At 33.2% G+C, this 23,504-nt stretch carries 22 protein-coding genes; 13 read left to right on the forward strand and 9 right to left on the reverse strand.

Annotated elements, in window-relative coordinates; translation table 11 throughout:
• Positions 1-53: 53 nt before the first annotated feature.
• The 3 genes from ABXT66_RS03085 to ABXT66_RS03095 are packed head-to-tail and all read right to left on the reverse strand — an operon-like array spanning position 54 to position 3,264.
• Positions 54-239: a hypothetical protein gene (locus ABXT66_RS03085; RefSeq protein ID WP_443644199.1), complete on the reverse strand. Its 186-nt coding sequence runs from the start codon at positions 237-239 to the stop codon at positions 54-56.
• Positions 236-2,248, reverse strand: coding sequence for a TRAP transporter permease (locus ABXT66_RS03090; RefSeq protein ID WP_443644200.1), 2,013 nt, complete (start codon positions 2,246-2,248; stop codon positions 236-238). Before ABXT66_RS03090 ends, ABXT66_RS03085 begins: the two co-directional genes overlap by 4 nt.
• Positions 2,249-2,307: 59 nt before the next feature.
• Positions 2,308-3,264 carry a TAXI family TRAP transporter solute-binding subunit gene (locus ABXT66_RS03095; RefSeq protein ID WP_443644201.1) on the reverse strand — a complete coding sequence of 319 codons (957 nt, stop codon included), beginning with the start codon at positions 3,262-3,264 and terminating at the stop codon, positions 2,308-2,310.
• Between the two features lie 176 nt (positions 3,265-3,440).
• On the opposite strand from ABXT66_RS03095, the gene ABXT66_RS03100 reads away from it, so the two are divergent.
• The 6 genes from ABXT66_RS03100 to ABXT66_RS03125 are packed head-to-tail and all read left to right on the forward strand — an operon-like array spanning position 3,441 to position 9,624.
• Positions 3,441-4,379, forward strand: a complete 939-nt coding sequence (locus ABXT66_RS03100; protein WP_443644202.1) for a hydroxymethylglutaryl-CoA lyase — start codon at positions 3,441-3,443, stop codon at positions 4,377-4,379.
• A complete protein-coding gene (locus ABXT66_RS03105) occupies positions 4,380-5,531 on the forward strand; it encodes a CaiB/BaiF CoA transferase family protein (protein ID WP_443644203.1) in 1,152 nt (383 codons plus the stop codon).
• Positions 5,532-5,551: 20 nt separating this feature from the next.
• A complete protein-coding gene (locus ABXT66_RS03110; RefSeq protein ID WP_443644204.1) occupies positions 5,552-6,343 on the forward strand; it encodes an enoyl-CoA hydratase/isomerase family protein in 792 nt (263 codons plus the stop codon).
• 12 nt (positions 6,344-6,355) lie between these two features.
• Positions 6,356-7,447 (forward strand): isocitrate/isopropylmalate dehydrogenase family protein, encoded by a 1,092-nt coding sequence (locus ABXT66_RS03115; RefSeq protein WP_443644205.1) that lies wholly within the window; start codon positions 6,356-6,358, stop codon positions 7,445-7,447.
• Positions 7,448-7,454: 7 nt separating this feature from the next.
• Positions 7,455-8,555, forward strand: a complete 1,101-nt coding sequence (locus ABXT66_RS03120; protein ID WP_443644206.1) for a 4-oxalomesaconate tautomerase — start codon at positions 7,455-7,457, stop codon at positions 8,553-8,555.
• Positions 8,548-9,624: an AbrB family transcriptional regulator gene (locus tag ABXT66_RS03125; protein WP_443644207.1), complete on the forward strand. Its 1,077-nt coding sequence runs from the start codon at positions 8,548-8,550 to the stop codon at positions 9,622-9,624. Before ABXT66_RS03120 ends, ABXT66_RS03125 begins: the two co-directional genes overlap by 8 nt.
• Here ABXT66_RS03125 and ABXT66_RS03130 read toward each other — a convergent pair whose 3' ends face one another.
• The 4 genes from ABXT66_RS03130 to ABXT66_RS03145 form a co-directional block, all read right to left on the reverse strand.
• On the reverse strand, positions 9,625-10,014 hold the full coding sequence (locus ABXT66_RS03130; RefSeq protein ID WP_443644208.1) for a GFA family protein: 390 nt from the start codon (positions 10,012-10,014) through the stop codon (positions 9,625-9,627).
• 17 nt (positions 10,015-10,031) lie between these two features.
• Positions 10,032-10,931: a dihydrodipicolinate synthase family protein gene (locus ABXT66_RS03135; RefSeq protein WP_443644209.1), complete on the reverse strand. Its 900-nt coding sequence runs from the start codon at positions 10,929-10,931 to the stop codon at positions 10,032-10,034.
• Between the two features lie 62 nt (positions 10,932-10,993).
• The gene (locus ABXT66_RS03140) at positions 10,994-12,049 is read right to left on the reverse strand and encodes an AbrB family transcriptional regulator (RefSeq protein ID WP_443644210.1); all 1,056 of its coding nucleotides are present in this window, start codon (positions 12,047-12,049) and stop codon (positions 10,994-10,996) included.
• Positions 12,049-12,834: an IclR family transcriptional regulator gene (locus ABXT66_RS03145; RefSeq protein ID WP_443644211.1), complete on the reverse strand. Its 786-nt coding sequence runs from the start codon at positions 12,832-12,834 to the stop codon at positions 12,049-12,051. The genes ABXT66_RS03140 and ABXT66_RS03145 overlap by 1 nt, the downstream gene beginning before the upstream one ends.
• A gap of 137 nt (positions 12,835-12,971) precedes the next feature.
• Between ABXT66_RS03145 and ABXT66_RS03150 the strand changes: the two genes are divergently transcribed.
• The 7 genes from ABXT66_RS03150 to ABXT66_RS03180 all read left to right on the forward strand — a co-directional run bounded on the left by ABXT66_RS03150 (position 12,972) and on the right by ABXT66_RS03180 (position 21,996).
• Positions 12,972-13,673: an SDR family NAD(P)-dependent oxidoreductase gene (locus tag ABXT66_RS03150; protein WP_443644212.1), complete on the forward strand. Its 702-nt coding sequence runs from the start codon at positions 12,972-12,974 to the stop codon at positions 13,671-13,673.
• 33 nt (positions 13,674-13,706) lie between these two features.
• The gene (locus ABXT66_RS03155) at positions 13,707-14,234 is read left to right on the forward strand and encodes a 2,4'-dihydroxyacetophenone dioxygenase family protein (RefSeq protein WP_443644213.1); all 528 of its coding nucleotides are present in this window, start codon (positions 13,707-13,709) and stop codon (positions 14,232-14,234) included.
• A gap of 49 nt (positions 14,235-14,283) precedes the next feature.
• Positions 14,284-15,411, forward strand: a complete 1,128-nt coding sequence (locus ABXT66_RS03160) for a malate/lactate/ureidoglycolate dehydrogenase (protein ID WP_443644214.1) — start codon at positions 14,284-14,286, stop codon at positions 15,409-15,411.
• A 66-nt stretch (positions 15,412-15,477) separates the two neighbouring features.
• The gene (locus tag ABXT66_RS03165) at positions 15,478-16,890 is read left to right on the forward strand and encodes an FAD binding domain-containing protein (protein WP_443644215.1); all 1,413 of its coding nucleotides are present in this window, start codon (positions 15,478-15,480) and stop codon (positions 16,888-16,890) included.
• Positions 16,883-19,165: a xanthine dehydrogenase molybdopterin binding subunit gene (gene xdhB, locus ABXT66_RS03170; protein ID WP_443644216.1), complete on the forward strand. Its 2,283-nt coding sequence runs from the start codon at positions 16,883-16,885 to the stop codon at positions 19,163-19,165. Before ABXT66_RS03165 ends, xdhB begins: the two co-directional genes overlap by 8 nt.
• 81 nt (positions 19,166-19,246) lie before the next feature.
• Entirely contained in the window at positions 19,247-20,575 is a 1,329-nt protein-coding gene (locus tag ABXT66_RS03175; protein WP_443644217.1) for a uracil-xanthine permease family protein, read from the forward strand.
• 68 nt (positions 20,576-20,643) lie between these two features.
• The gene (locus tag ABXT66_RS03180) at positions 20,644-21,996 is read left to right on the forward strand and encodes an 8-oxoguanine deaminase (protein WP_443644218.1); all 1,353 of its coding nucleotides are present in this window, start codon (positions 20,644-20,646) and stop codon (positions 21,994-21,996) included.
• 3 nt (positions 21,997-21,999) lie between these two features.
• Here ABXT66_RS03180 and ABXT66_RS03185 read toward each other — a convergent pair whose 3' ends face one another.
• Together ABXT66_RS03185 and alc are read right to left on the reverse strand one after the other, a co-directional pair.
• Positions 22,000-22,515: an ureidoglycolate lyase gene (locus ABXT66_RS03185; RefSeq protein WP_443644219.1), complete on the reverse strand. Its 516-nt coding sequence runs from the start codon at positions 22,513-22,515 to the stop codon at positions 22,000-22,002.
• A complete protein-coding gene (gene alc / locus ABXT66_RS03190; protein ID WP_443644220.1) occupies positions 22,505-23,503 on the reverse strand; it encodes an allantoicase in 999 nt (332 codons plus the stop codon). The genes ABXT66_RS03185 and alc overlap by 11 nt, the downstream gene beginning before the upstream one ends.
• Between the last annotated feature and the right edge of the window lies 1 nt (position 23,504).

Raw genomic sequence — 23,504 nt, forward strand, 5'->3', positions numbered from 1 at the left:
AATAAATTATCTTTCAAGTAATGACCTTGAACATAACATTAAATTTTTACTAATCAATTTTTTTGTTTTGAAGTTTTAAGAACAAAACCAACTAAAACTGCTATAGATATGAAGACAATAGAGATAAAAAGATTGAAGTTACTAACATGCATTTTATTTATTCCACAGGCAAAAATAATAGCAGAAATAATAACTATCATAAGCCAGTGGCTTGGTAGGCCTAAAAAAATTTTTCTCATGATTGAGCCTTTAAGTTAAAATTTAATTTACCTTGTACAAAGTATATTAACGCTAAAAGTAATATGCCAATAGCGTTATAGTAAAAACCTTGAATTCCATAAATTATTTGAAGAGGGGGTATTAATAAACTCACAGAACCTAACAATGCCAATGTTCTTTTGTATACATTTAATTTACCATTAAACCACCCTTCAAGCCCGAGTGTCATACACCAATAAGCTAACAATACAGATATAAGGCTATAAAAACTCCAAATTCTAGGACCTTCCATTAACAGAGACGGGTTATAAATGAATGCAAAAGGAACTATATATTTGGCAATACCTACTTTACTTGATTCAAAAGCAGTCGCCATTGGAGGTGATTTTGCTATGGCCGCACCTGCAAAAGATGCAAGAGCTACCGGAGGTGTTATGGTAGAAACAACTCCAAAATAAAAAGCAAACATATGTGCAGCTATTGGTAAAATACCTGCTTCAATAAGTGATGGGACTATGAGTGCTGCAACTGTAATATACACTGCAGTCGTAGTCATCCCCATGCCTAAGATGATAGCGGAGATGGCTGTTAAACATAATAGAGGAAAGAGCATGCCACCTGAAAGATCTATAACAGATTGTGTGAATTTTAGACCAAGACCTGAAACAAAAACAGAACCAATAATGATGCCTGCACAAGCACACGCTATGGTAACGGGTACTGTTGACTTGATACCGCTTTCAAATGCTCCAAGTAGATCTACAACTGACATCCGTGTATTTCTTTTATAAAAGCTTAATAAAATGACTGATACTATACTCCAAAAACCTGCTGTCATTGCAGTTTTTCCATAAATTAGTAAGCCAATAAGAACTGCCAATGAAAGCAACATGTGCCAGCCATCTTTGAGAACTTCCCATACATTCGGTAACATCGACTTGTCTATTTTTTCAATGCCATGTTTCTCGGCTTCAATGTGAACCATGAAATATATAGTCACAAAGTATAAGAAGGCTGGAATGATGGCAGCTAGGATTACATATGTATAAGGAGCTTCAAGAAACTCTGCCATAATAAATGCAGCTGCTCCCATTATTGGTGGTGTAATCTGTCCGCCTGATGATGCACATGCTTCAACAGCAGCAGCAAATTTTGCCCTATACCCATAATTTTTCATTAAGGGGATAGTAAAAGACCCAGTTGTTACAACGTTAGCTACCGCCGAACCATAAACTGTACCAGTCATGCCAGATGCAACAACAGCAGCTTTTGCTGGTCCACCTGTTCTATGACCAGTTAAAGACACAGCTAAATCAACAAAAAATCTACCAACACCAGATCGAATAAGTATACCACCGAATATTATAAATAGGACAATATATGTAGATGCTACGTATAATGGTATTCCATAAATACCGTCAGAAGTCATGAATAGCGTATCTATGTATTTAGATAATCTTGTTGGTGGTCCATAGAAAAAACCAAAAAACTTATGGGCGTATAGTGCATGCATCATAAAAAAACCAGCTACAAAGACCATGGCCCATCCAACTGCTCTTCTCGTTGCATCTAAAACTAAAAACATTAATATGGATCCGGTGATAATATCACCTATGTATTTATCTCCATATCTCATTGTAAATGCTTCAATGTCCCAGATAGTCCAAAGTTGCACAAATAAAATTAATACAATTATGATAAAATCGTAACTAAAACCAAATAATCTTAGATAATCAGATGAGTTTTTATTTAAGAAAATAGGTTCTTTTAAACTTGTTCTAAATGCAGGATAAATAAAAACAGCCAATATCATCATTATAGACAAGTGAATTGATCGGAAAGACCTGCCTTCAGGTGTACCGTATACTGCTACAAATAAGTGATAAAAGGCTAATCCTATTGACAACCATGAACATATTACTATTAACCAGTATGAAAAGGTTTTATCTTTTTTCCACTCAATTAATTCATCTAAAAAGCTAAGCTCTTTGACTTCATTATAGATTAGTTTTTTTTTGTTTTGAGACATATTATATATTTGAGACTTTAGGACGAAAAAGGCACATTTCTGTGCCTTTTATTTTAAATTTACATTACACCTTGTTCTTTATAGTACTTTGCAGCACCTGGATGAATAGGAACGGCAGCACCATTAACAGCATCTTTCATTAATACTTTTTTCCACACGCCCTTAACTTTTACAAATTCGGCATGGTTATCCCAGAAAACCTTAGTCATTTTATAAACTAAATCATCAGATAGATCTTTATGAACGATCATTGATGTAACAATACCCAAAGTTGGTATATCTTTATCAAGAGATTTATAGGCACTTGCAGGAATCTTACCATAAATATATCCAGGATTGTTCTTTACAATTCTGTCAATTCTATCTTTAGGCAGTCCTATAAACCTAATACCGGGACTATTTTCTAGTTCTATAAAGCTTGCTTGAGGTACTGAAGTTGCAGCCATAAATACATCAGCTTGTCCATCTTTCATTAATGCAACTGATTCTTTGTAACTTACCATATGAACAACACCGCCATTTTTTTTGATAGTACTAAAATCATATCCATAATCTTTAATAATTGATTCACAAAAAGCTGTACCAGTCCATTTTGGCTTTCCTGGACTAATATTTGCAGATTTCATATCATCAAAACTTTTAATTTTTGAATCGGCTCTTACCGCAACTTGGAATGCCGCAGGATATAAAGTTGCAAAATATCTTACATTTTTATGTGCTTCTTTAAATTTACCTTTCCCAGCATATCCATTTGCAACTGTATGTGCATATGTCCAACCAATTTCTGCATCCCCGCCATCAACTGACAACACGTTAGAAATACCACCACCAGAAGTGTTAGAAGTAGATATTCCTTTTATTTTGCTTTCCATTGTTTGCATTACTTTAGCACCTAATGGGTACCAAGACCCACCTGATGGACCAGACACCATTCTTATAAATTGATCTGCATTAGCAATTGAAGCAGTTGCTAATAAAGAAGAAGCAACCAAGATTGCACTTGAAATACGTTTCATTGAAACCCCCAAATTAATTATGTTAAAAAATAAGTTTTCAATATCACAACTTATTAATAGAAAGGTCAAGAGAATGTTAAATTTTATAAAACTTATTTTTATGAGTTTAATTAGTTAAAAAAATAATGTTAAAATATAATATCTTTTTTTATAACAATTTATGAGGTAATTTTTTAATGAATATTAGAGAGGTTAAGGTAACTGAGGTAGGCCCAAGGGATGGGTTTCAGTCAGAAAAAACTATTTTGAAAACTGAAGATAAGATAGATATTATAAATAATCTTATTGAAGCAGGATTTCCTAGAATTGAAGTTTCTTCTTTTGTGTCACCAAAAGCAATTCCTCAACTAGCAGATGCAGAATCAATATTAAGTAAAGTAAATAGAAGTTCTAAAACCACGTTAGCTGCCTTAGTGCCGAATTCCAGGGGTGCTTTGAGAGCTGTTGAAGCAAAACTTGATCAAATAGTTGTTTTTCTTTCTGCATCAGAAAGTCATAATAAAAAAAATGTAAATAGAAGTGTAGACGAATCTCTCCAAGGTTTTAGAGAGATCGCGGATATTGCAGGTAAAAATAATATACCTATTCAAGGCGATATAGCTACAGCTTTTGGATGTCCTTTTGAAGGAAACATTTCACCTAAAAAATTAGCAGATATTTCAAAAGAATATGAACAAATGGGTTTTAAAGGGGTTACTCTTGGAGATACAACTGGTATGGCGACTCCAGTAGTTGTTAAAGACGCTATTAAGTCTATTAGGGATAAAGTTCCAGGTTTTGATATTACTTTACATTTCCATAATACTAGGGGTGTAGGGCTTGCAAATGTAATGACTGGCTTGAATGAAGGAATTACTGATTACGAAAGCTGTTTTGGTGGAATGGGAGGTTGTCCTTTTGCACCTAATGCAACTGGTAACATTTGTTCGGAAGACCTTATTTATTTATTACATGAAATGGGTATAAAGACAGGAATTGATCTAGATAAAATAATTTCAGTTGCTAAAAAAGTTGAAAATTTAGTGGGGCATAAACTTCCAGGTCAAGTTATGAGGGCAGGGCATAGATTATTATCCTACTCCATGGACGAAGTACCTACAGCTGTTGGTGCCTAAATGATCCAAAATAAAAATAATGGGGCTCTCTCAAATATAAAAGTGATTGATCTGACAAGAGTACTATCAGGACCTTTTTGTACAATGTTACTAGCTGATATGGGTGCTGAGGTTATTAAAATTGAACCTCCAAAAGGTGATAATGTTAGAAATCAAGGTGACATGATTGATGGATATAGTTCATATTTTGCGCAATTTAATAGAAACAAGAAATCTGTAATATTAGATCTGTATAAAGAAACTGACAAAGATATTCTTAAATCTTTATTAAGTGATGCAGATGTAGTTGTAGAAAATTTCAAGGCTGGAGTTTTCGCTAAAATGGGTTTTGATGACAAAATTTTACAATCTATAAACCCAAGATTAATCAGAGCTTGTGTTAATGGTTTTGGTAGTGAGGGCGAAATGAGTGAAAGGCCTGCATTTGACTTTATTGCACAGGCTTTAAGTGGTTTCATGTCTTTAAATGGATCAGAAAACAGTGGCCCAATGCGTGCTGCGATGCCTATCTCAGATTTAGTTGCTGGACTATATTGTTCTTTTGGCATTGTGTGTGCACTCCAATCAAGGGTAAAAACTAACCAAGGTCAAAGGGTAGAATCAAGTTTAACATCTGGGTTAATTTCGATGATGGCTTATTTATCATCAGAAAGTTTTGTAAAAGGTACTGCTCCAAAAAAATCTGGTAATAATCATCCTATTCTAGCACCTTATGGTTTGTTTCAATCATCTGATGGAGAGGTTGCTGTGGCCCCTGCAAGCGATAAATTCTGTAATATCTTTTTAGAATGTATTGAATTAACAGAGTTGTTAAATCAAGAAATTTATAAAAATAACGAAAACAGAATGAAAAATAGACAAAGTTTAAATGATATAATTAATAAAAAAATGAAACTGGAAACGTCAGATTATTGGATCAAAAAATTAAATGACGCAGGTTGCCCTGCTGCTAAAGTTGCATCACTTCCAGAAGCTCTTGATAGTCAATTAATAAAAGATACTGAAATGGTAATAACTTCGTCTGGCCCCGAAGGAAGAAGGATTAAAATGACAGGTTTTCCTGTTAAATTATCCGAAACACCTGCTCAACTATATAGATCTCCTCCATTGTTAGGACAACATACTGAAGAAGTTTTAAAAAACATCAAATAAGAACTTATAAGGAGTTAGGCATGGAACTAGAAACTATTAATTTTAAAATTGATAAAAATATTGCATTTATCGAACTTAATAGACCAAAATATTATAATTCATTAAATCAAACTATGGCAGAGGACTTATTTAAAGTTTCACTAGAATGTGACGATAATCCTAACATTAGATCTGTAGTGATGAGTGGATCTGGTGAAGATGCTTTTTGTGCAGGTGGAGACGTGAATTCTTTTTATAAATATGGTGAGAAGACCTCTAGTCATTTAAAAGAAGTTACAACAATCCTTCATGGAGCAATATCTAGACTTTCAAGAATGAATGCACCTTTAATTGTAGCTGTAAATGGAGTTGCAGCTGGTGCTGGGTTTTCTTTTGTTGGTTTTGCGGATATGGCAATTGCGTCTTCAAATGCTACATTTGTCTCAGCTTATTCAAAAATAGGATTAACTCCAGACGGATCCTCTACTTACTTTCTTCCAAGAATTATTGGAGCAAGAAGGTATACAGAACTTGTATTAACAAATAGGGTTTTAAGCGCAAATGAGGCACTTGATTGGGGTCTCATTAACAAAGTTGTTGATTTTAAAGATCTAAAAGATGAAGCATATAATTTAGCTAAAAAATTAGCAGAAGGTCCGTCTTTAGCATTTGGTAAATTAAAAAACTTAGTTCACAACAGTTTCTCAGACTCATTAGAAGGTCAAATGGAGTATGAAGCCAGGATGATTGCAGAGTCTGCCAAAACGAAAGATGGAATGAATGGTATTGAAGCTTTTGTTAATAAACAACCTGTCTCATTCAAAGGCCAATAAGAAAGTAAATTCATGACAATCAATTTAATAGCTTTTGACGGTGATGGTATTGGTCCAGAAATAATGACTTCCACCCTAGAGGTGATTGACCTTTTGAGCGCTAAATTAAGTTTGGACGTCAATGTTGAAAAAGAGCTTATAGGTGTAAAATCTTTAAAAGCTTTTGGAACAACGTTACCAGAAAAAGCTTTATTAAAATCTAAGGAAGCGGATGGCATTATTTTAGGTCCAGTAGATCATAATAATTATCCTGCTAAATCAGAAGGCGGTTTGAATCCATCAGGTGTCCTCCGTATTGAATTAGATTTATTCGCGAATATTAGGCCAGCTAAAAATTATAATAATGTTCAATCTCTCTCTAAAAACATGGATTTAATAATTGTAAGAGAAAATACTGAGGGGTTCTATGCAGACAGAAATATGGTTGATGGTAACGGTGAATTTAGTCCTGTTGAAGGTGTAGGCCTTGCATTTAGAAAAATTACAAAAAAAGCTTCATTACGAATTGCTGAAGAAGCCTTTAACATTGCTAAGAACATATCTCTATCAAGAGATAAAAAAATAAAAGTACATGCTATACATAAAGCAAACGTAATGAGATTAACGGATGGAATTTTTCTAGAAGCATGTCGTCAAATTTCCTCAAAATATAGTGATGTACAGTATGAAGAGATGTTGGTTGATGCTTGCGCTGCGCACATTGTAAGGGATTCAAGTCAATTTGATATTATTGTAACTACTAATATGTTTGGTGATATATTATCAGATTTAGCCACAGAATTGTCTGGTTCTTTGGGTTTGGCAGGCTCATTAAATGCTAGTCAAAATCAAGCCATGGCTCAAGCTCAACATGGTTCTGCTAACGATATTGCGGGGAAAAATACAGCTAACCCTATATCACTAATTTTATCTGCAAGTATGCTGTTAAACTGGCTAGGAGAAAAAAGAAAGTTGGAGAACTTTATTTTAGCATCGAGTTTAATAAATAACTCTGTTATAAAACTTTTAGAAAATGATAGTAATTTAACTAAAGATCTTGGTGGAACTGCTTCAACACAAGAAATAACAAAAAAATTAATCAATATTTTAAATCACTATATTTAATAAAATGATGTCAGATCAAATATCAATACCTACAGTATATATGAGAGGAGGAACTTCTAAAGGCCTCCTATTCAATAAAAAAGACTTGCCTGTTAATCAGGCTAAGTTAACAAACTATTTGCTTGCAGCCATGGGATCTCCAGATACAAGGCAAATTAATGGAATGGGTGGAGCTACCTCAGTCACTAGTAAAGTTTGTATTATTTCTAAAAGTGAGGTTGCAGATGTCGATATTGACTATTTTTTTGCTCAAGTTTTAGTTGATGAAGCTAAAGTTGATTATGGACCCACATGTGGAAATATGCTCTCTGCTGTTGGTCCTTTTGCCATAGAACAAGGCCTAATTGAAGCTAAAGAAGCTTATACAAAAATTGTAATTAGATCGGTAAATACAGGCTCTATAATTGATGCAACCATTCCTACTCCAAGTAAATCAGTTACTTACTCAGGAGATTATAAGATTGCAGGTGTTCCAGGGGGTGGGTCTCCAATTTTATTAAAATTTAAGAATATTGTTGGAGGAACAACAGGAAAGCTGTTGCCTACTGGAAATAGAACGGCAATTATAAAAGGCATTGAAGTAACTTGCCTAGATGTCTCAATGCCAATTGTTATGGCTAATGCTAATGATTTTGATATTGAAGGTAATGAGACAGCATCAGCTTTAAATGCTAATAAAAATTTATTAAAAAAAATTGAAGAAATACGATTGCTTGCAGCCCTGGAAATGGGCATGGGTAATGTGAATGGTAAAGTTTTACCAAAATTTGCATTATTATCTAAGGCTTTGCAAGGAGGGACAATTACATCAAGATATTTTACTCCCAAGTCATGTCATGAGACCCATGCAGCAACTGGTACTAACTGTATTGCGTCTGCATGTTTAATCTCAGGGACTGTAGCCTCAAAAATATCCAATATTAAAGTTACAGGTGAAGACAAAATTATAATTGAGCATCCATTGGGCTCTATAGATTGCATAGTTGAAACTTCATCAAAAACAGAGGAAACAGATTGTAATTATATTAAGTCATGCGGGGTATATAGAACTTCAAGAAAAATTATGGATGGCAATATCTATATCCCAAAAGATATCGAAAATGATTAAAATAAATTTTTCTTATTTTGATTTCCTTTTGGATTGGTGGCCACAGAAATGGAGATATATATCAAGTTTGATTTTAGCTATAATAAGTAGTTTTATAGCTTATTATCTCGGTTTGCCTCTGCCTTGGATGCTTGGACCCTTATTAGGATGTGGTTTTTTTTCAGCGATTGGTAAACCGGTGACAATAGCAAAAAAACCAAGACCATTCTGTAGAGCTCTTTTAGGTTGCACAATTGGAGCAAATTTTGGTCCAGAAATTCTTGATCGAGTATCTGAGATTGGAGTGTCTCTATTATTTATCCCTGGTTTTGTAATAATAATGGGATTGACTACGTATTTATATTTATCAAAAATTATGAAATTTAATAAATCAACTTCAATTTATGGCTCAATACCTGGTGGCTTAAACGAAATGGTTATTCTTGGGCACGAAATAGGAGCTGATCCGAGAACTCTTGTTTTGATTCATGCAACAAGAATAGTAGTAGTGGTTTTTTTAGCCTCTTTGTTGATTTTATTTGTTCCGAATTTAGGAATTAAAAATATTCCTCAACCTGATTTATTTTTTAATTGGCAGCAGTTACCATTTGTGATTTTAGTTTCAATTCTCGGTTGGTATTTAGCAGTTAAATTTAAAATTCCTGGTCCAACAATAATTGGGCCTATGATCTTGTCTGCTTTTGTTCATATTTTTGAAATAGTTGAAGCTATGCCAATATATTTATTAGTTATTTCCATACAGATTTTGTTAGGCTCAGCTCTAGGGTGCTTGTTTAAAAATATTACTTTAAAGGAAATGTCTGGACCAATTCTAGCAGGCTTTATTACAACTTTGATTTCAATAATTCCGTTGATAGTTATTTATTTGATTTTAATGAGTTTTGGTTATGATCCATTATCAATTTTATTAGCATTTTCACCTGGAGGACAGTCTGAAATGAACATACTGGCTCTTTCAATTGGTGCAGATATGTCGTTTATAAGCCCACATCATATGTTTAGGGTTTTTCTTGTAATCATATTTGCAGGAATTTTACATAAGATTTTAAAGAAATCATTTAATAAATAATTAGTCTTTGAAATTATCAATTAAACTCATTTTGGTGTTATCTACAAAAGGTGCATTTTCAATCCAAGACATTTCAAACCCTTCTATGCATCCAATATTGTATCCGTACTGATTTGGATCTGACCTTCTTTTATGGTGAGTATTTATGCCACATACTTTACAAAAATAATGTTCGGCTATTTTTGTATTCCATTTATAAGTGTTCAAAAATTCTTTTCCTGAAGTAATAACTAACTCATCTATTAAAGCTGTTCCCATAACAAAGCCTTTTCTACAACACATGGAGCAGTTGCATCTTCTTAAACCATGGATATTGGTTCTGATTTCAAATTTAACAGAGCCGCAATGACATTTGCCTTTAAGTGGTAATGATATATCGTTTATTTTCATAAACTCTCTTTTATTTTTTAGAATTTAAAACCAAATTGATCTCTTAATGTGTTAGCTAATTCAGTGCTTTTTTCTATGGATATTTGCTGAAAGGGTGGTCTTAAATTATTCCATAAAGGATTGTTTGTTTGCATCGCTAATAAAGCTTTTTGTGCTGGAATTGGAGCATAATCTTGAAATAACAATCGTACAGACTTTACTTTCTTTTGAAGTGCTTCAGCTTCATCCCATCGTCCAGAATGACAAAATGTTATTACATCGGCAATGTCTTTACTGTTTAAATTAGCAGTTGCTGATATACAACCTGGAGCTCCAAGCTTGATTGCTTCTATCACAGGTAATTCTGCTCCTGGATAAACTATTAGATCTTTAATTTTTAGTAATGCTTCTGTATTTTCCCAAACACCTGAGCTATCTTTTATTCCTACTATAGTTTCTGGAAAAGACGATTTTAATTTTTGAACAAGGTCTATTGATAAGCCAACGCCGCAAACTTGTGGAATATGATATAGATATATTTTTAATTTATTATCATCTACGCCTTCGATTAATTTTTCAAAGTAATTGTAGAGGCCAGTGTCACTCATTCCCTTAAAGTAAAATGGAGGTAAGGTCATAACACCTTGGCATTTTAAGTCTATCGCGTGTTTGGTTATCTCAATTGTATCAGGAAGATTACATAAGCCAGTTCCAGGAATTAATTTATTAGGGTCAATACCACTTTTAACTAATCCTTCAATTGCATTCATTCTTTCTTTATTTCCTACTGAGAGTGCTTCACCAGTGGTCCCAAAAGGAGCTAAACCTGAACATCCATTATCCATTAGGCTCTTAGCTAAGTCATTATACATGCTTTGATCAACATTAAGATTGTTATCAAATGGTGTTAATATTGGTGCGATGAGTCCTTTGATCAATTTTATCTCCATAAACTAGATTTAGGCTTATATCCTACTTTATATTTTAAAATAATGAAATTTCATTTTGAGCTTTGTATTAATAATTTTAATTTGGGATATATAAACTTTTGAGCTAATCCAAGTATTAAGACTACTATTAATAACCTAAATAAATGATGTGTTATAACAAAAGCTGGTTTTATACCAAGCGTTGCCGCTACTAAACCCATTTCGTTTATGCCACCCGGTGAGTAGGCTAAAATAACAGCTTCAGGTCTGGAGTTAATTAAATAAGTAACGCCTAGTATAAATGGTATCATACAAATACTCAAAGAGATAACTATTGCGATTGCGTGACCTACATAATTTCTTGCTGTTTTCCAAGTGAGTCCGTTCATATTACTACCAAAGAAACTTCCTGTAATAAGTTGGGCAAAAATAAAAATAATTATAGGAGCATTAAGGTCGATTATTTCTGTGACATGAAGTGCGGCACTTATAATTAAAGGTCCAAATAAACGCCTTCCTGGTATTTTAAATATTTTACCAAATAGAAGGCCAATAGGCAGAATAATTAAAATAATTAAACAATCTGTTAAAGATCCTGTAATACTTGGCCATAAGGGTTCTCTTTCAAAAGAACCAGGAAATATTATCAAAATTATTGTTGGAATTGTAAATACGGTTAAAAAAATACGTATCATATGTACTAATCCAACTAATTTAGAATTTGCCCCACATTCCTCAGCACCTAGAACCATCTCCAGTAATCCGCCTGGAGATGAAATAAAAAATGCTTCTACTTTTCCAAGTTTTCTAATTTTATGGAGAAATAAATAAGTCATAAAATATGAGAAAGGTACGTATAGCAATAGCAAAGCTATAGATATAAACCAATTATGTAATTCCATAAATACAGACGAAGAAAATGACTGACCTAACCAAATTCCAATAATACCTATAAAAGGATTTCTAAATTTTTGTGGAATATTTACTTCCGCTCCACATAAAGCAAAAATAGCAATAAAAAAGGCTGGTCCTAAAACCCATGGTAACGGAAATAATAGTATATTAAAAACCGATCCACCTAGCATTCCAATGAATATTGTTTTAAAAATTATTTTTATATTTTTCATTAATAATTATCGTCTTCTTTATTCATATAACCAAGTAACTTAGAAATTTCATCACACTTTGATAGAAGTGGTTTCCAATAAATTGATTTATCTTTTTTTAGTCTAAAAGTCGGAATGGAAACACTTACACTAGCAACGGGAAAGGAAGTATTGTCTTTTATGTTTGCGCCAAAGCAAATTATACCATTTTCATTTTCTTCATTATCAAAGCTATAACCATTTTTATTAGTTAACGCTATATCTTTATAAATTTTATCTAAATTTGCCTTCGTTTCAGGTTTATGCGGTAATAATTCTAAATTTTTTAAAATTTCGTTTAGTTGATTGTCTTCAATACCAGATAAATAAGCTTTGCCAACAGAGCTTGAATAAAAAGGAATGAGAGTTCCAACCATAGACGTCATTCTGACAATTTCTTTACTTTCAAATTTGTCAACATAAACCATCATGTCCCTGCTCCTAATTGCAAGGTGAACAGTTTCACCTGTTTCGTCTCTTAATTCGCTTAAAGCTGTGAAGGCTATCCTTCTTATATCAATTTGAGTAAGTGCATTATGGGCAAGACTTATTAATCGTGACCCTAATCTGTAATGCTTACTATTAGTCTTATGAACTAAACCTTCTTCTTCCAGTGATGATAGAATTCTATATAAAGTTGGTCTTGTTAAGCTACTTTCTTTTAGAATATCATTAAATATTATTGGTTTGGCATGATCTGATATAATTTGTAAGACATCAATACCTCTTGAAAAGCTCTGTGTTCCCTTTACTTGCTGAATTGTCATTTTGGATACCTATAATATTTGAATTATTATTGTATATGATGAATTAGTTTTTGATAAGTACTTGACTATTTATTTAGTCTTTATATATTATCACATATTAGATTAATGTCCACAATATGATAATAATTGGAATATAAATGAATAACTTAAAATTAAAGGCGCTTATAACTGGTGGTACAAGTGGCTTGGGTAAAAGTATTGCTGAGGGATTTGCTGATGCGGGATATAAAGTAATAGCTACTGGAGTTGGACAAATTCCAAAAGATAAAAGTAATATAGAGTTTTGTTCTCTTGATGTACTTGATGAAGGATCCATTAAAAAAAAAATAGAAAAAATTGATTATATAAATGTTTTAATTAATGCAGCAGGTACAATCGCAAGACATAAAGAACTTCAACCACGTGTTTTTTCACAAGTTGTAGACGTTAACTTAAATGGTACAATGCGAGTATGTTCTGAGGCCCGTGGTCTATTATCTAAATCAAAAGGTTCAATTATCAATATTGCTTCAATGTTAAGTTATTTTGGTGGGGGAGTGGTGCCTGGCTACTCTGCATCCAAAGGAGGAATTGTTCAGTTAACAAAATCACTGTCAATTGCATACTCGCAAGATCAAATTCGTGTAAATGCCATTGCTCCTGGTTGGATTTCAACACCAATGACAGAAGAATTGAAATTGGATGCAAAACGAAATGAAAATATAATAAATCGAACGCCAATGGGAAGATGGGGAGAACCAAAAGAATTGGTTGGACCAGCATTGTTTTTAAGTAGTAAAGCAGCATCATTTATAACTGGTACAGTACTAAATGTAGATGGTGGATATGCTTGTATGTAAAAATAAAATAGAACAATTTAAGGAAATAAAAAAATGATTTCGACACAAGATAGCCAAAACGCTAATATACCCTACCAATTAGCAATGCCTCAAAATGCTTTGCCAGAAATAGTTATTCCTTCGGCAATTCCTGAGGACGATACTTTGTGGGTTAAACAAGCAGAAAACGTCTACTTCCGGCCACTTTGTCTAAACGCTTCTCAAGGCTATTGGATGAACCTATTGAAAGTTACAAAGTCAGGAGTACTATCTCGTCATCGACATCCTAATGCGGTCCACGGTTTTGTTTTAAAAGGTAGATGGCATTATTTAGAACATGATTGGGAAGCAAAAGAAGGAAGTTATGTTTATGAACCTCCAGGTGAAACACATACTTTAGTGGTACCAGATGATGTCGAAGAAATGATAACTTTTTTTCAAGTTAACGGAATAATGTCTTATGTTGATCCATGGGGAAAGTTACTCGGTTATGAAGATGTTTTTACTAAAATAGATTTATGTAGAAAGCATTTTATAAACATAGGTCTTGGTGAAAATTACGTAGATCAATTCATACGTTAATGATATGATAATAGTATAATTATAATCCAAAACATAATAGGGGATAAAGTTGTCTGATAAAAGTAGAGATTCTGAAATTCGTGTTAAAGTTAAAGATGCAATAGAGCTTATTACTGAAATATTTCAGGCTAAAGCGTGTAGCGATGACGAAGCTAAGACTATTGCGGAAAGACTTTGTGGTTCTAACTTAAAGGGCCACGATAGCCACGGGATAGTTAGAGTGCCTAGGTATGTTGAGTGGATGGAAAGAGATTGGGTTTTTCCAAATATTGAAGCAGAATTAGTTATTGATGCAGGTGCGTTAGCTTGCTTGGATGCCAAACAAGGTTTTGGTCAAGTTGCAGGAGAACGAGCTGTTGACGAAGGAATTGTTAGAGCTAGGAAACATGGCGTTTCTGTAGTGGGACTAAAAAATTCAGGACATCTTGGTAGAATTGGAGACTGGGCTGAAAGAGCAGCGGACGCTGGTTATGTCTCCTTTCATTTTGTAAACGTAAGAGGAAGTCTTTTAGTAGCTCCTTTTGGAGGAACTGATCGTCGTGGAAGCACTTCACCTTTAGCCATTGGAATTCCATCAAAGGGTAAAGAGCATATAATACTAGACATGGCTACCTCTACTGTTGCTGAAGGTAAAGTAATGGTTGCTCAAAAGGGAGGTAAGCCTCTACCTCAAGGAGCGTTAATTGATAGCTCAGGAAACTTAACTATAAACCCAGAAGTAATGTATGGGAAAATAAGTGATGATGAAGTGCCTGACTCTGAAAATGGAAGTGGAGCTATAACAGCTTTTGGATTGCATAAAGGTTCAGGCATAAACTTTATGATGGAAATGCTTGGTGGAGCTTTAACTGGTTCAGGAGTATGTGCGGGAATAGATGATAAAGAAAAAAGGAAGTTTGCTAATGGAATGCTATCTATTTATATATCTGTAGAAAAGATGGTGGATCTTGATTATTTTTCAAAAGAAGTTCAGTCATATGCTGATTTTGTAAGAGCCTCACCTGCATCTGATAAAAACGGAAAAGTTTTAATTCCAGGGGACAAAGAGATTATTACAAATAACGATAGATTAGCAAATGGGTTGCCTGTAGCACCTATAGTTTGGGAAAACATTAAACAAACTGCTCAAAAACTTGAAATCCCAAATCTTGATAGATTTGAAAAAGCTATAGTTTAATTTTCTTTACTAGGTTTGTTAGATATCATAACGTTTTATTTAGCTATTCTAGTTAGGTGAATGTTGATGCATCCTGAAAACACAAATTTCATTTACGTTAATCGTGAGATGCGAACTTTATCTAATATAGACTATGATATTACTTTGCTGGATTGGCTGAGAACAAACCTGAAACTAAAGGGAACCAAGGAAGGTTGCGCTGAAGGTGATTGTGGAGCATGCTCAGTTTTAGTTCATGATGGATCTAATTCTGAGGTAAGACCAATTAATTCTTGTTTAGTCAGAGTAGGTCAGGTTGTTGGAAAAGGGGTTATTACTGTTGAAGGTATAGGTAATGAAAAAAAACCTCATCCTCTGCAAACTTCTTTCATTAAAGAAAATGCATCACAATGTGGATATTGTACTCCTGGATTTATAATCTCTGGGATTTCATTATTAAATTCAAACAAAGATGTTGATGAAAATTCAATTAACGATTCTGTTTCAGGTAATTTATGTAGATGTACAGGTTATTCTCCAATAGTGAAGGCACTAAAATCTGTTGGTAATAATCATGAAGAAATAAAGCCTATACAATTCGTAGAACAAAATAATGATGTCCAATTAGGCCTTGTTTCCTATCATAATCCTATCAATTTAGATGAATTATTAAATTTAACAAATAAACCTAACTTTAGATATTTAGCTGGTGGTACAGATTTAAATTTGCAAAGACCTATAATTAATGAAGACCAAAACACTATTATCAACTTAAGCAATATAAAAGAATTAAAAAACATAGAAGTTCAGAATAATAAACTTCTTTTAGGTAGTGCTGTAACTATAGAAAATTTCTTAGTTACAATTAAGGATAGAATACCAGAATTAATCGAACTTCTGCAAAGATTTGGTTCACCACAAATACGTAATCAAGGTACTATTGGAGGTAATTTATGCACATCCAGTCCAATTGGAGATATAGCTCCTGTCTTTTTGGCTTTGAATGCAAAGTTAAATATTTTTGGAAGTAACGGAAGAAAAAAAGTAAATTTAAATGAATTTTACACAGGTTATAGAAAAAATATCTTAACTAAAGACGAGATTGTAAGTTCAATTGAAGTGCCTTTACCAAAAAAGGATTACAATCTCTTTTGTTGGAAGTTATCAAAAAGATATGACCAAGATATTTCTACAATCTCTCTTACTGTTTATATCAAAATTAGAGATCAAATTATCGATGACATCCATCTTGCAGCAGGAGGTATTGCTGAAACTCCAAAATATCTAGATAACCTTTGTAAAGATATGAAAGGACAAAAACTAGATAAATCAATTTCGTTGGCTATCAATAATATTAAAAATTATATAAAGCCTATATCAGACATAAGAGGAACTGCAGATTATAGAATTGAGTCCTTTAGGGGGTTATTTAGAAGGCTAGAAAAATGTTTGGTTGATGGTGTAAAGACAATGTCAATTATGGATTATAATAATGAATAAAGTTGCTTTTCATGACTCTTCCATCAGGCATACTACTGGTCAAGCAATTTACATTGATGATATGCCAGACCAAGAAAATTTATTACATGGTGGGCTTGTTCTCTCTAAGTGCGCTTATGGAAAAATCAAAAAATTAGATTATTCTAAATTAGACAAATTACCTTATTCTACAAAAATTATTACAGCAAAAGATATTCCTGGTGAAAATGAAATAGGTCCCATTAAAAACGGAGAACCAATTTTGGCTGATGATTTAATAACATATTACGGTCAACCAATTGCAATAATCTTAGCCAAAACTCACCAAGAGGCAATATATGCGAGTAATTTAGTAGAAGTTGAAATAGAATTTATTGGAGAACCAATACTTACACTCGATGACGCTTATTCTAAAAGCTCATTTTTAGATGAACCAATTATTTTAGAAAAGGGTTTGCTAGAGAATGAAATGGACCGTTCTAAATTCAAAATATCTGATTGTTTTGAAATTGGTGGTCAAGATCACTTTTACCTTGAAACACATGTAGCGTTGACTTTCCCAAGTGAAAATAATGAGTATACAGTTTGGTCAAGTACACAACATCCAACAGAAGTACAACATGGAGTTGGAAAAGTTTTAAACATTCCATCTGCCAAAATTGATAGTAAAGTTAGGAGATTAGGTGGTGGTTTTGGAGGCAAAGAAAGTCAGGCTACAATATTTGCGGCAATGTCTGCCTTGTGTGCGTTTGTTACTCAACAGCCAGTAAAAATTCGTCTTAATAGGCATCATGACATGACGGCATCTGGAAAAAGACATAACTTTAAAATATATTTTACAGCCGGTTTTTCTAGCAAGGGAAAGATAAATGCTCTGGATTTAAGGTTATTAAGTAATGGTGGAAATGTTTTGGATCTCTCGGGTCCTGTTATGACAAGAGCTTTAACCCATTTAGATAATTGTTATTTTATAAAATCAATAAAAGCTGTTGGTTATATCTGTAAGACTAATACAGTTTCAAATACTGCCTTCAGAGGATTTGGCGGTCCACAGGGTATGCTAGCAATTGAAAATATTATTTATTTTGTAGCTCAATTTTTAAAAAAGCCATTAGACGAAATTAGGGATATTAACTTTTATTCAAAATCAAACGGTCTTACTACACCTTATGGTCAGGTTGTATCAAAACCAAGAATTGAAAGAGTTATAAAAGAGATATATGGATTTAGTGATTATCATAAAAGGGTAGAAACAGTAAAAGTTTTTAATTTAGATCAAGAGAAAAATAAATTACCCTTTAGAAAAGGGCTTGCCCTAATGCCTGCAAAATTTGGAATATCATTCAATAAACCGTCATTTAATCAAGCAGGAGCTTTAGTTCATGTATATTCTGATGGATCAGTGAGATTAAATCACGGAGGCACAGAAATGGGTCAGGGGTTGTTTATTAAAGTAGCCCAAGTTGTCGCAGAATGTTTCAAAATTCCTTTAGAACAAATACATATTACTTCTACTAATACCGCAGAGGTTCCTAATACTTCTGCAACTGCAGCCTCATCTGGTTCAGATTTAAATGGAATGGCAGCTTGGGATGCTGCGTCTAAAATAAAAAATAGAATGATTACTCATGTCTCTCAATTATTTCAAAAACATAAGTCAGAAATTGCTTTTGAAAATGGTAGAATAATAGCAGGTAATAAAAGTCTGTTATTTTCAGAATTAGCTCACTCATGTTGGGAAAACAGAATATCACTATCATCTACAGGCTTTTACAAAACCCCAAAAATACATTGGGATCAAGGTAAATTAAAAGGTCATCCTTATTTTTATTTTACTTGGGGTGCAGCCGTATCAGAAGCTTTAATAGATATTAATACAGGTGAAAGTAGAATACTTCAGGCAGATATTATTCAAGATTGTGGTAATTCTCTCAATGAAAGTATTGATATAGGTCAAATTGAAGGTGGTTTTATTCAAGGACTAGGGTGGTTAACATGTGAGGAACTACATTTCTCTAAAGATGGAAAGTTATTAACTACGGGGCCTTCAACTTATAAGTTACCAGGTAGTAGAGATGCTCCTCCAAAGTTTAAAGTTAAATTACTTGAAAATGCTGATAATGATGAGAAAACTATTTTTAGATCTAAAGCTGTTGGAGAACCGCCTCTATTGTTAGCTATTTCACATTTTTTGGCTATTAAGGATGCTATTAAAGCAGCTAATCCATTATCAAGACCAGAAAAATTAAATTCACCTGCTACTCCCTCTGAGATTTTAAAGGTTATTAAGGCTTAACAAGTTAAATAACTTTAATTTGTTTTTATCTATATATTGTGATTTGATAATTATGTTTAACAACATTTAGGGGAGGTAACTATGAGTGCCTTAGAAAACATTTCACAAGAAGACTTAAAAAATCCTGATTATGTTCCACCTTTACAGGTTGGTCTAATTCTTGGATTACAACATGTTCTAGCAATGTTTGTTAGTAACGTAACACCTTCTATAATTATTGCAGGTGTTGCTGGTTTTGCCTTTGGAAGTGCTGACACAGTATTTTTAATACAAATGTCTATGTTATTCGCTGGAATTGCTACTTTAATGCAAACAATTGGTTTTGGTCCAGTAGGGGCTAGGCTACCGGTTATGCAAGGTACTAGTTTTGCTTTTGTGCCAGTCATGATTGGAGCTGCTAAAATGGGTATGGGAACGCTTTTCGGTGGAATAGTCATTGGAGGTTTGTTTCATGCTTTTATGGGATTATTCATAGGTAAAATTCGTCATTGGTTCCCTCCATTAGTTTCTGGAATTATTATTTTAGCAATTGGTATATATTTGATTCCTGTTGGGATTCAGTATGCTGCTGGTGGTGCTGGTGATTTTAATATGTCAAAACCGACTTGGGGAGGTTTGGGCAATTGGAGCCTTGCAATAATTGTTATATTAGTATCTTTTGGATTAAAATTTTGGACAAAAGGAATTATTTCAAGCTCATCAGTATTATTAGGAATGATTGTGGCTTATGTTATTGCTATTTTTATGGGAGACGTAAACTTTTCTGGTATAAGTAAAGCTGCATGGTTTGCTTTACCAGAGCCATTTAAGTATGGTTTTGATATTAACTTAACTGTGATAATAGCTATGTGTCTTATGTCTATTGTTAGTGCAATTGAGACAGTTGGAGATATATCAGGTATAGCAAAAGGTGGAGCCAATCGAGAAGCTACAGATAAAGAACTTCAGGGTGGAACCTATGCAGATGGAATAGGTACTGCAGTTGCTGGAATTTTTGGTGGTTTACCAAATACGAGTTTTAGCCAAAACGTAGGTCTAATTTCTATGACTGGAGTAATGAGTAGATCTGTTGTTACTATAGCAGCTATTTTTTTAATACTTTGTGGTCTCGTTCCTAAAATAGGCGCACTAGTTTCTTCTATGCCAATAGCCGTCCTAGGAGGAGGAGTTATCGTCATGTTTGGTATGGTCGCATCTGCAGGTATAAACATGCTTAGTAGTGTAAATTGGAATAGAAGAAATATGATGATATTTGCTATTTCCTTATCTATAGGCTTTGGTTTACAAAAAGTTCCTGCCTCTGTTCAAGGATTAGGAGGAGATCTTCAAATGCTTATGACGTCGGGTTTATTGCCAGCTGCTTTCTTAGCTGTTTTATTAAATATTATTTTACCAGAAGAAGATAAATAATAATTTTTAAATTAAAATAAATACTGTTACATTACACCGCTAAACTAAAAGCGGTGTAATTTTTTTTAATGTCTAATATTCTAATTAAAAATGCAAAAATTATTGCAACGATGGATGACAATCAAAATGAAATTGTTAACCAATCTATTTACTGTGAAAATGGAAAAATTATTGAAATTGGTCAATGTGAAAACTCCAATTATGATACCAGGAGCACAATAGATGCCTCTGAAATGGTTGTAATACCAGGGTTGATTAATACACATCATCATTTATTTCAAAATTTAACTCGATGCTATACAAATGCTCAAAATGAATCATTATTTGGTTGGTTAACAAATTTATATCCAATTTGGAATAAAATAATTCCGTCTGATATCTATATTTCATCCCTAATTGGTTTATCAGAAATGGTAATGAGTGGATGTACAACTTCTAGTGATCATCTATATCTTTTTCCTAATGGTTCAAAACTTGAAGATCAAATTGAAGCAGCTAAACTTGTTGGTTGCAGGTTTCATGCAACCAGAGGTTCAATGAGTATAGGAGTTAGTAAAGGAGGTTTGCCACCTGACACTTTAGTAGAAGAAGAAAACTTTATATTAAAGGATTGTCAAAGAGTTATTGAAACGTTTCATGATGATGCTGATTTATCCATGTTAAAGATAGCTTTAGCACCATGCTCACCATTTAGTGTAAGTCAAAATTTAATGAAAGAAACAGCTATTTTAGCTAGAGAATTTTCTGTAGGTATGCATACCCATTTGGCAGAAAATAAAGAAGATATTATTTATACTGAGGAAAATTTTGGTATGCGGCCCGGTCAGTATATTGAAGAATTAGGATGGTTAGGTAATGATGTTTGGCATGCTCATTGTGTTCAATTAGATGAAAATGAAGTAAGTTTATTTGCAAAAACAGGTACAGGAATAGCTCATTGTCCTTGTTCAAATATGCGTTTAGCAAGTGGTATCGCTCCTTTAAGAAATTGGCTTGATGCAGGCGTTAATGTTGGATTAGGTGTTGATGGATCAAGTTCTAATGATAGCGGACATTTATTAAATGAAGCTCGTCAAGCTATGCTCTTACAAAGAGTTAATCTAGGAGCAGACAAATTTTCAGCTCGAGAAGCACTATATACTGCGACAAGAGGTGGAGCTAAAGTTCTTAACAGAAACGACATAGGACAAATTGCCGTTGGTAAGGCTGCAGATTTTGCCATCTATGATCTTAATCAAATTTCATTGTCTGGAACTTGGAGTGATCCATTGGCTGGTTTAGTGTTTTGTTCACCTATGCATACAGCTTACACAATATGTAATGGGAGAGTGATTTCTGAGTCAGGTAATATGAGTAACTTTGATCTTGGTGTTTCACTTGATGAACACAAATCTGCGTCAAAGAGATTGCTAGATTTATAAATATTAAAAGATTAAATGTCTTACTTCATTTTCTTTGAAATGATATTCTATTAAATTAACAGAAGAATTTTCATTTTTTTTAATTCTATCAACAATCCAAAATTCTTGTTTTTTTCTAACTAACAAAGGGTGATGCCAAACATTCCTATTGTAAGTTATACCAACGTCACCTTTTACATCAAAACACCTTATAGTATCTAAATCTGGCATATTATTTTTGTCCTTGGACACAACTATTAACCAATCTATATTTTGAATAGGTAAGAAGCTTTGAGAAGCAATAGGGTGTTTTTCCATTATTTTGATTTCAATAGGTAAATTTCTTGGGGATCCTGAAAATATCGAAATTGCTGGAACTCCACCTTCATTGTTCAATTCTAAATCTGAAATATTATGATGACGAATTGTGGTACCTTGATTTATAGAAATTTTTTCAGAAGTTGTGTCTTTATTTATTACATGTCCAAATTCGCTGAAGTTACCTAAGTCTATATTTTCAATTTCAATTTTATTTATCATCTAACTTTTTTCCAAATATTCTAAGTCTAGAAACACCCCCATCTGGGTAAATATTTAATCTAATATGAGTGGCTTCAGCTTTTGAATTTGAATTAATTTCATACTTATGGATATTGTCGGCAGTTAACTTGGTTTCATCTAGTATAACATCCCAATTTTCTGAACTTTCAATAAGGTCTTTTGTTGTTATGTTCTTATCAATAGATATTGCTTGAATTGATGCTCGATCAGGATAGTTTCCTTTAAAATGAGCTGTATCAATTTCAATTTTTTCAATCTTACCTTTCTTTGCTAATTTAATAATGATCCAGTCATTACCTGGCTCACGTCGTCTTCTAGTTTCCCAGCCATCACCCATAGTCTGTCCTCTTCCTTCGGAAAGAAGTGCAGAGACATCTCCGTAATGTGCATTGTTATAAGCTAAAATAGAGCCACCTAGTTTTAATGAAGATAATTCTATTATTTCTTCATTATTAAACCTATCCCAGTTATATTTTACCTTTCCAAACAATCTAATGCGTGCAACACCGCCGTCCGGAAATATTTGTAACCTAACGAAATTAAATTTTTCTTTTAAATTTAATTCAAAATTGTTCTTACAATCCCCAATTAGGCTAGTTTTAGCTATTAAAGATTTCCAATTAGAATCTTTATTCGGATCAGTCTCGCTATATATTCCTTCTAAAGAAAAAAAAGGAGGAAAGTTTCCAGTGAAATAGCTCGTATCTATCTCTATTTTAGATATAATACCTGCTGAACCAAGCTTTAAAATTGCCCAATCATTTCCACCATCTCTTCGTCTTTTGCTTTCCCATCCATCCATCCATTTACCATGATTATCATATTTATCTTCGATAAAAATGGGTTCTTTATCATTTAACATTCTTGTTACTTCACCAAAAAAATCATCAGAAAACGCCAATATTTTGGTGCCCATTTTAGGTGAAGCTAGATTAACTAAACCTTGAATTGAGTTATTTGTAGTCATG

The sequence above is a fragment of the Candidatus Levibacter sp. Uisw_134_01 genome, from assembly GCF_047717795.1.
Taxonomy (GTDB): domain Bacteria; phylum Pseudomonadota; class Alphaproteobacteria; order Puniceispirillales; family Marisalimonadaceae; genus Marisalimonas.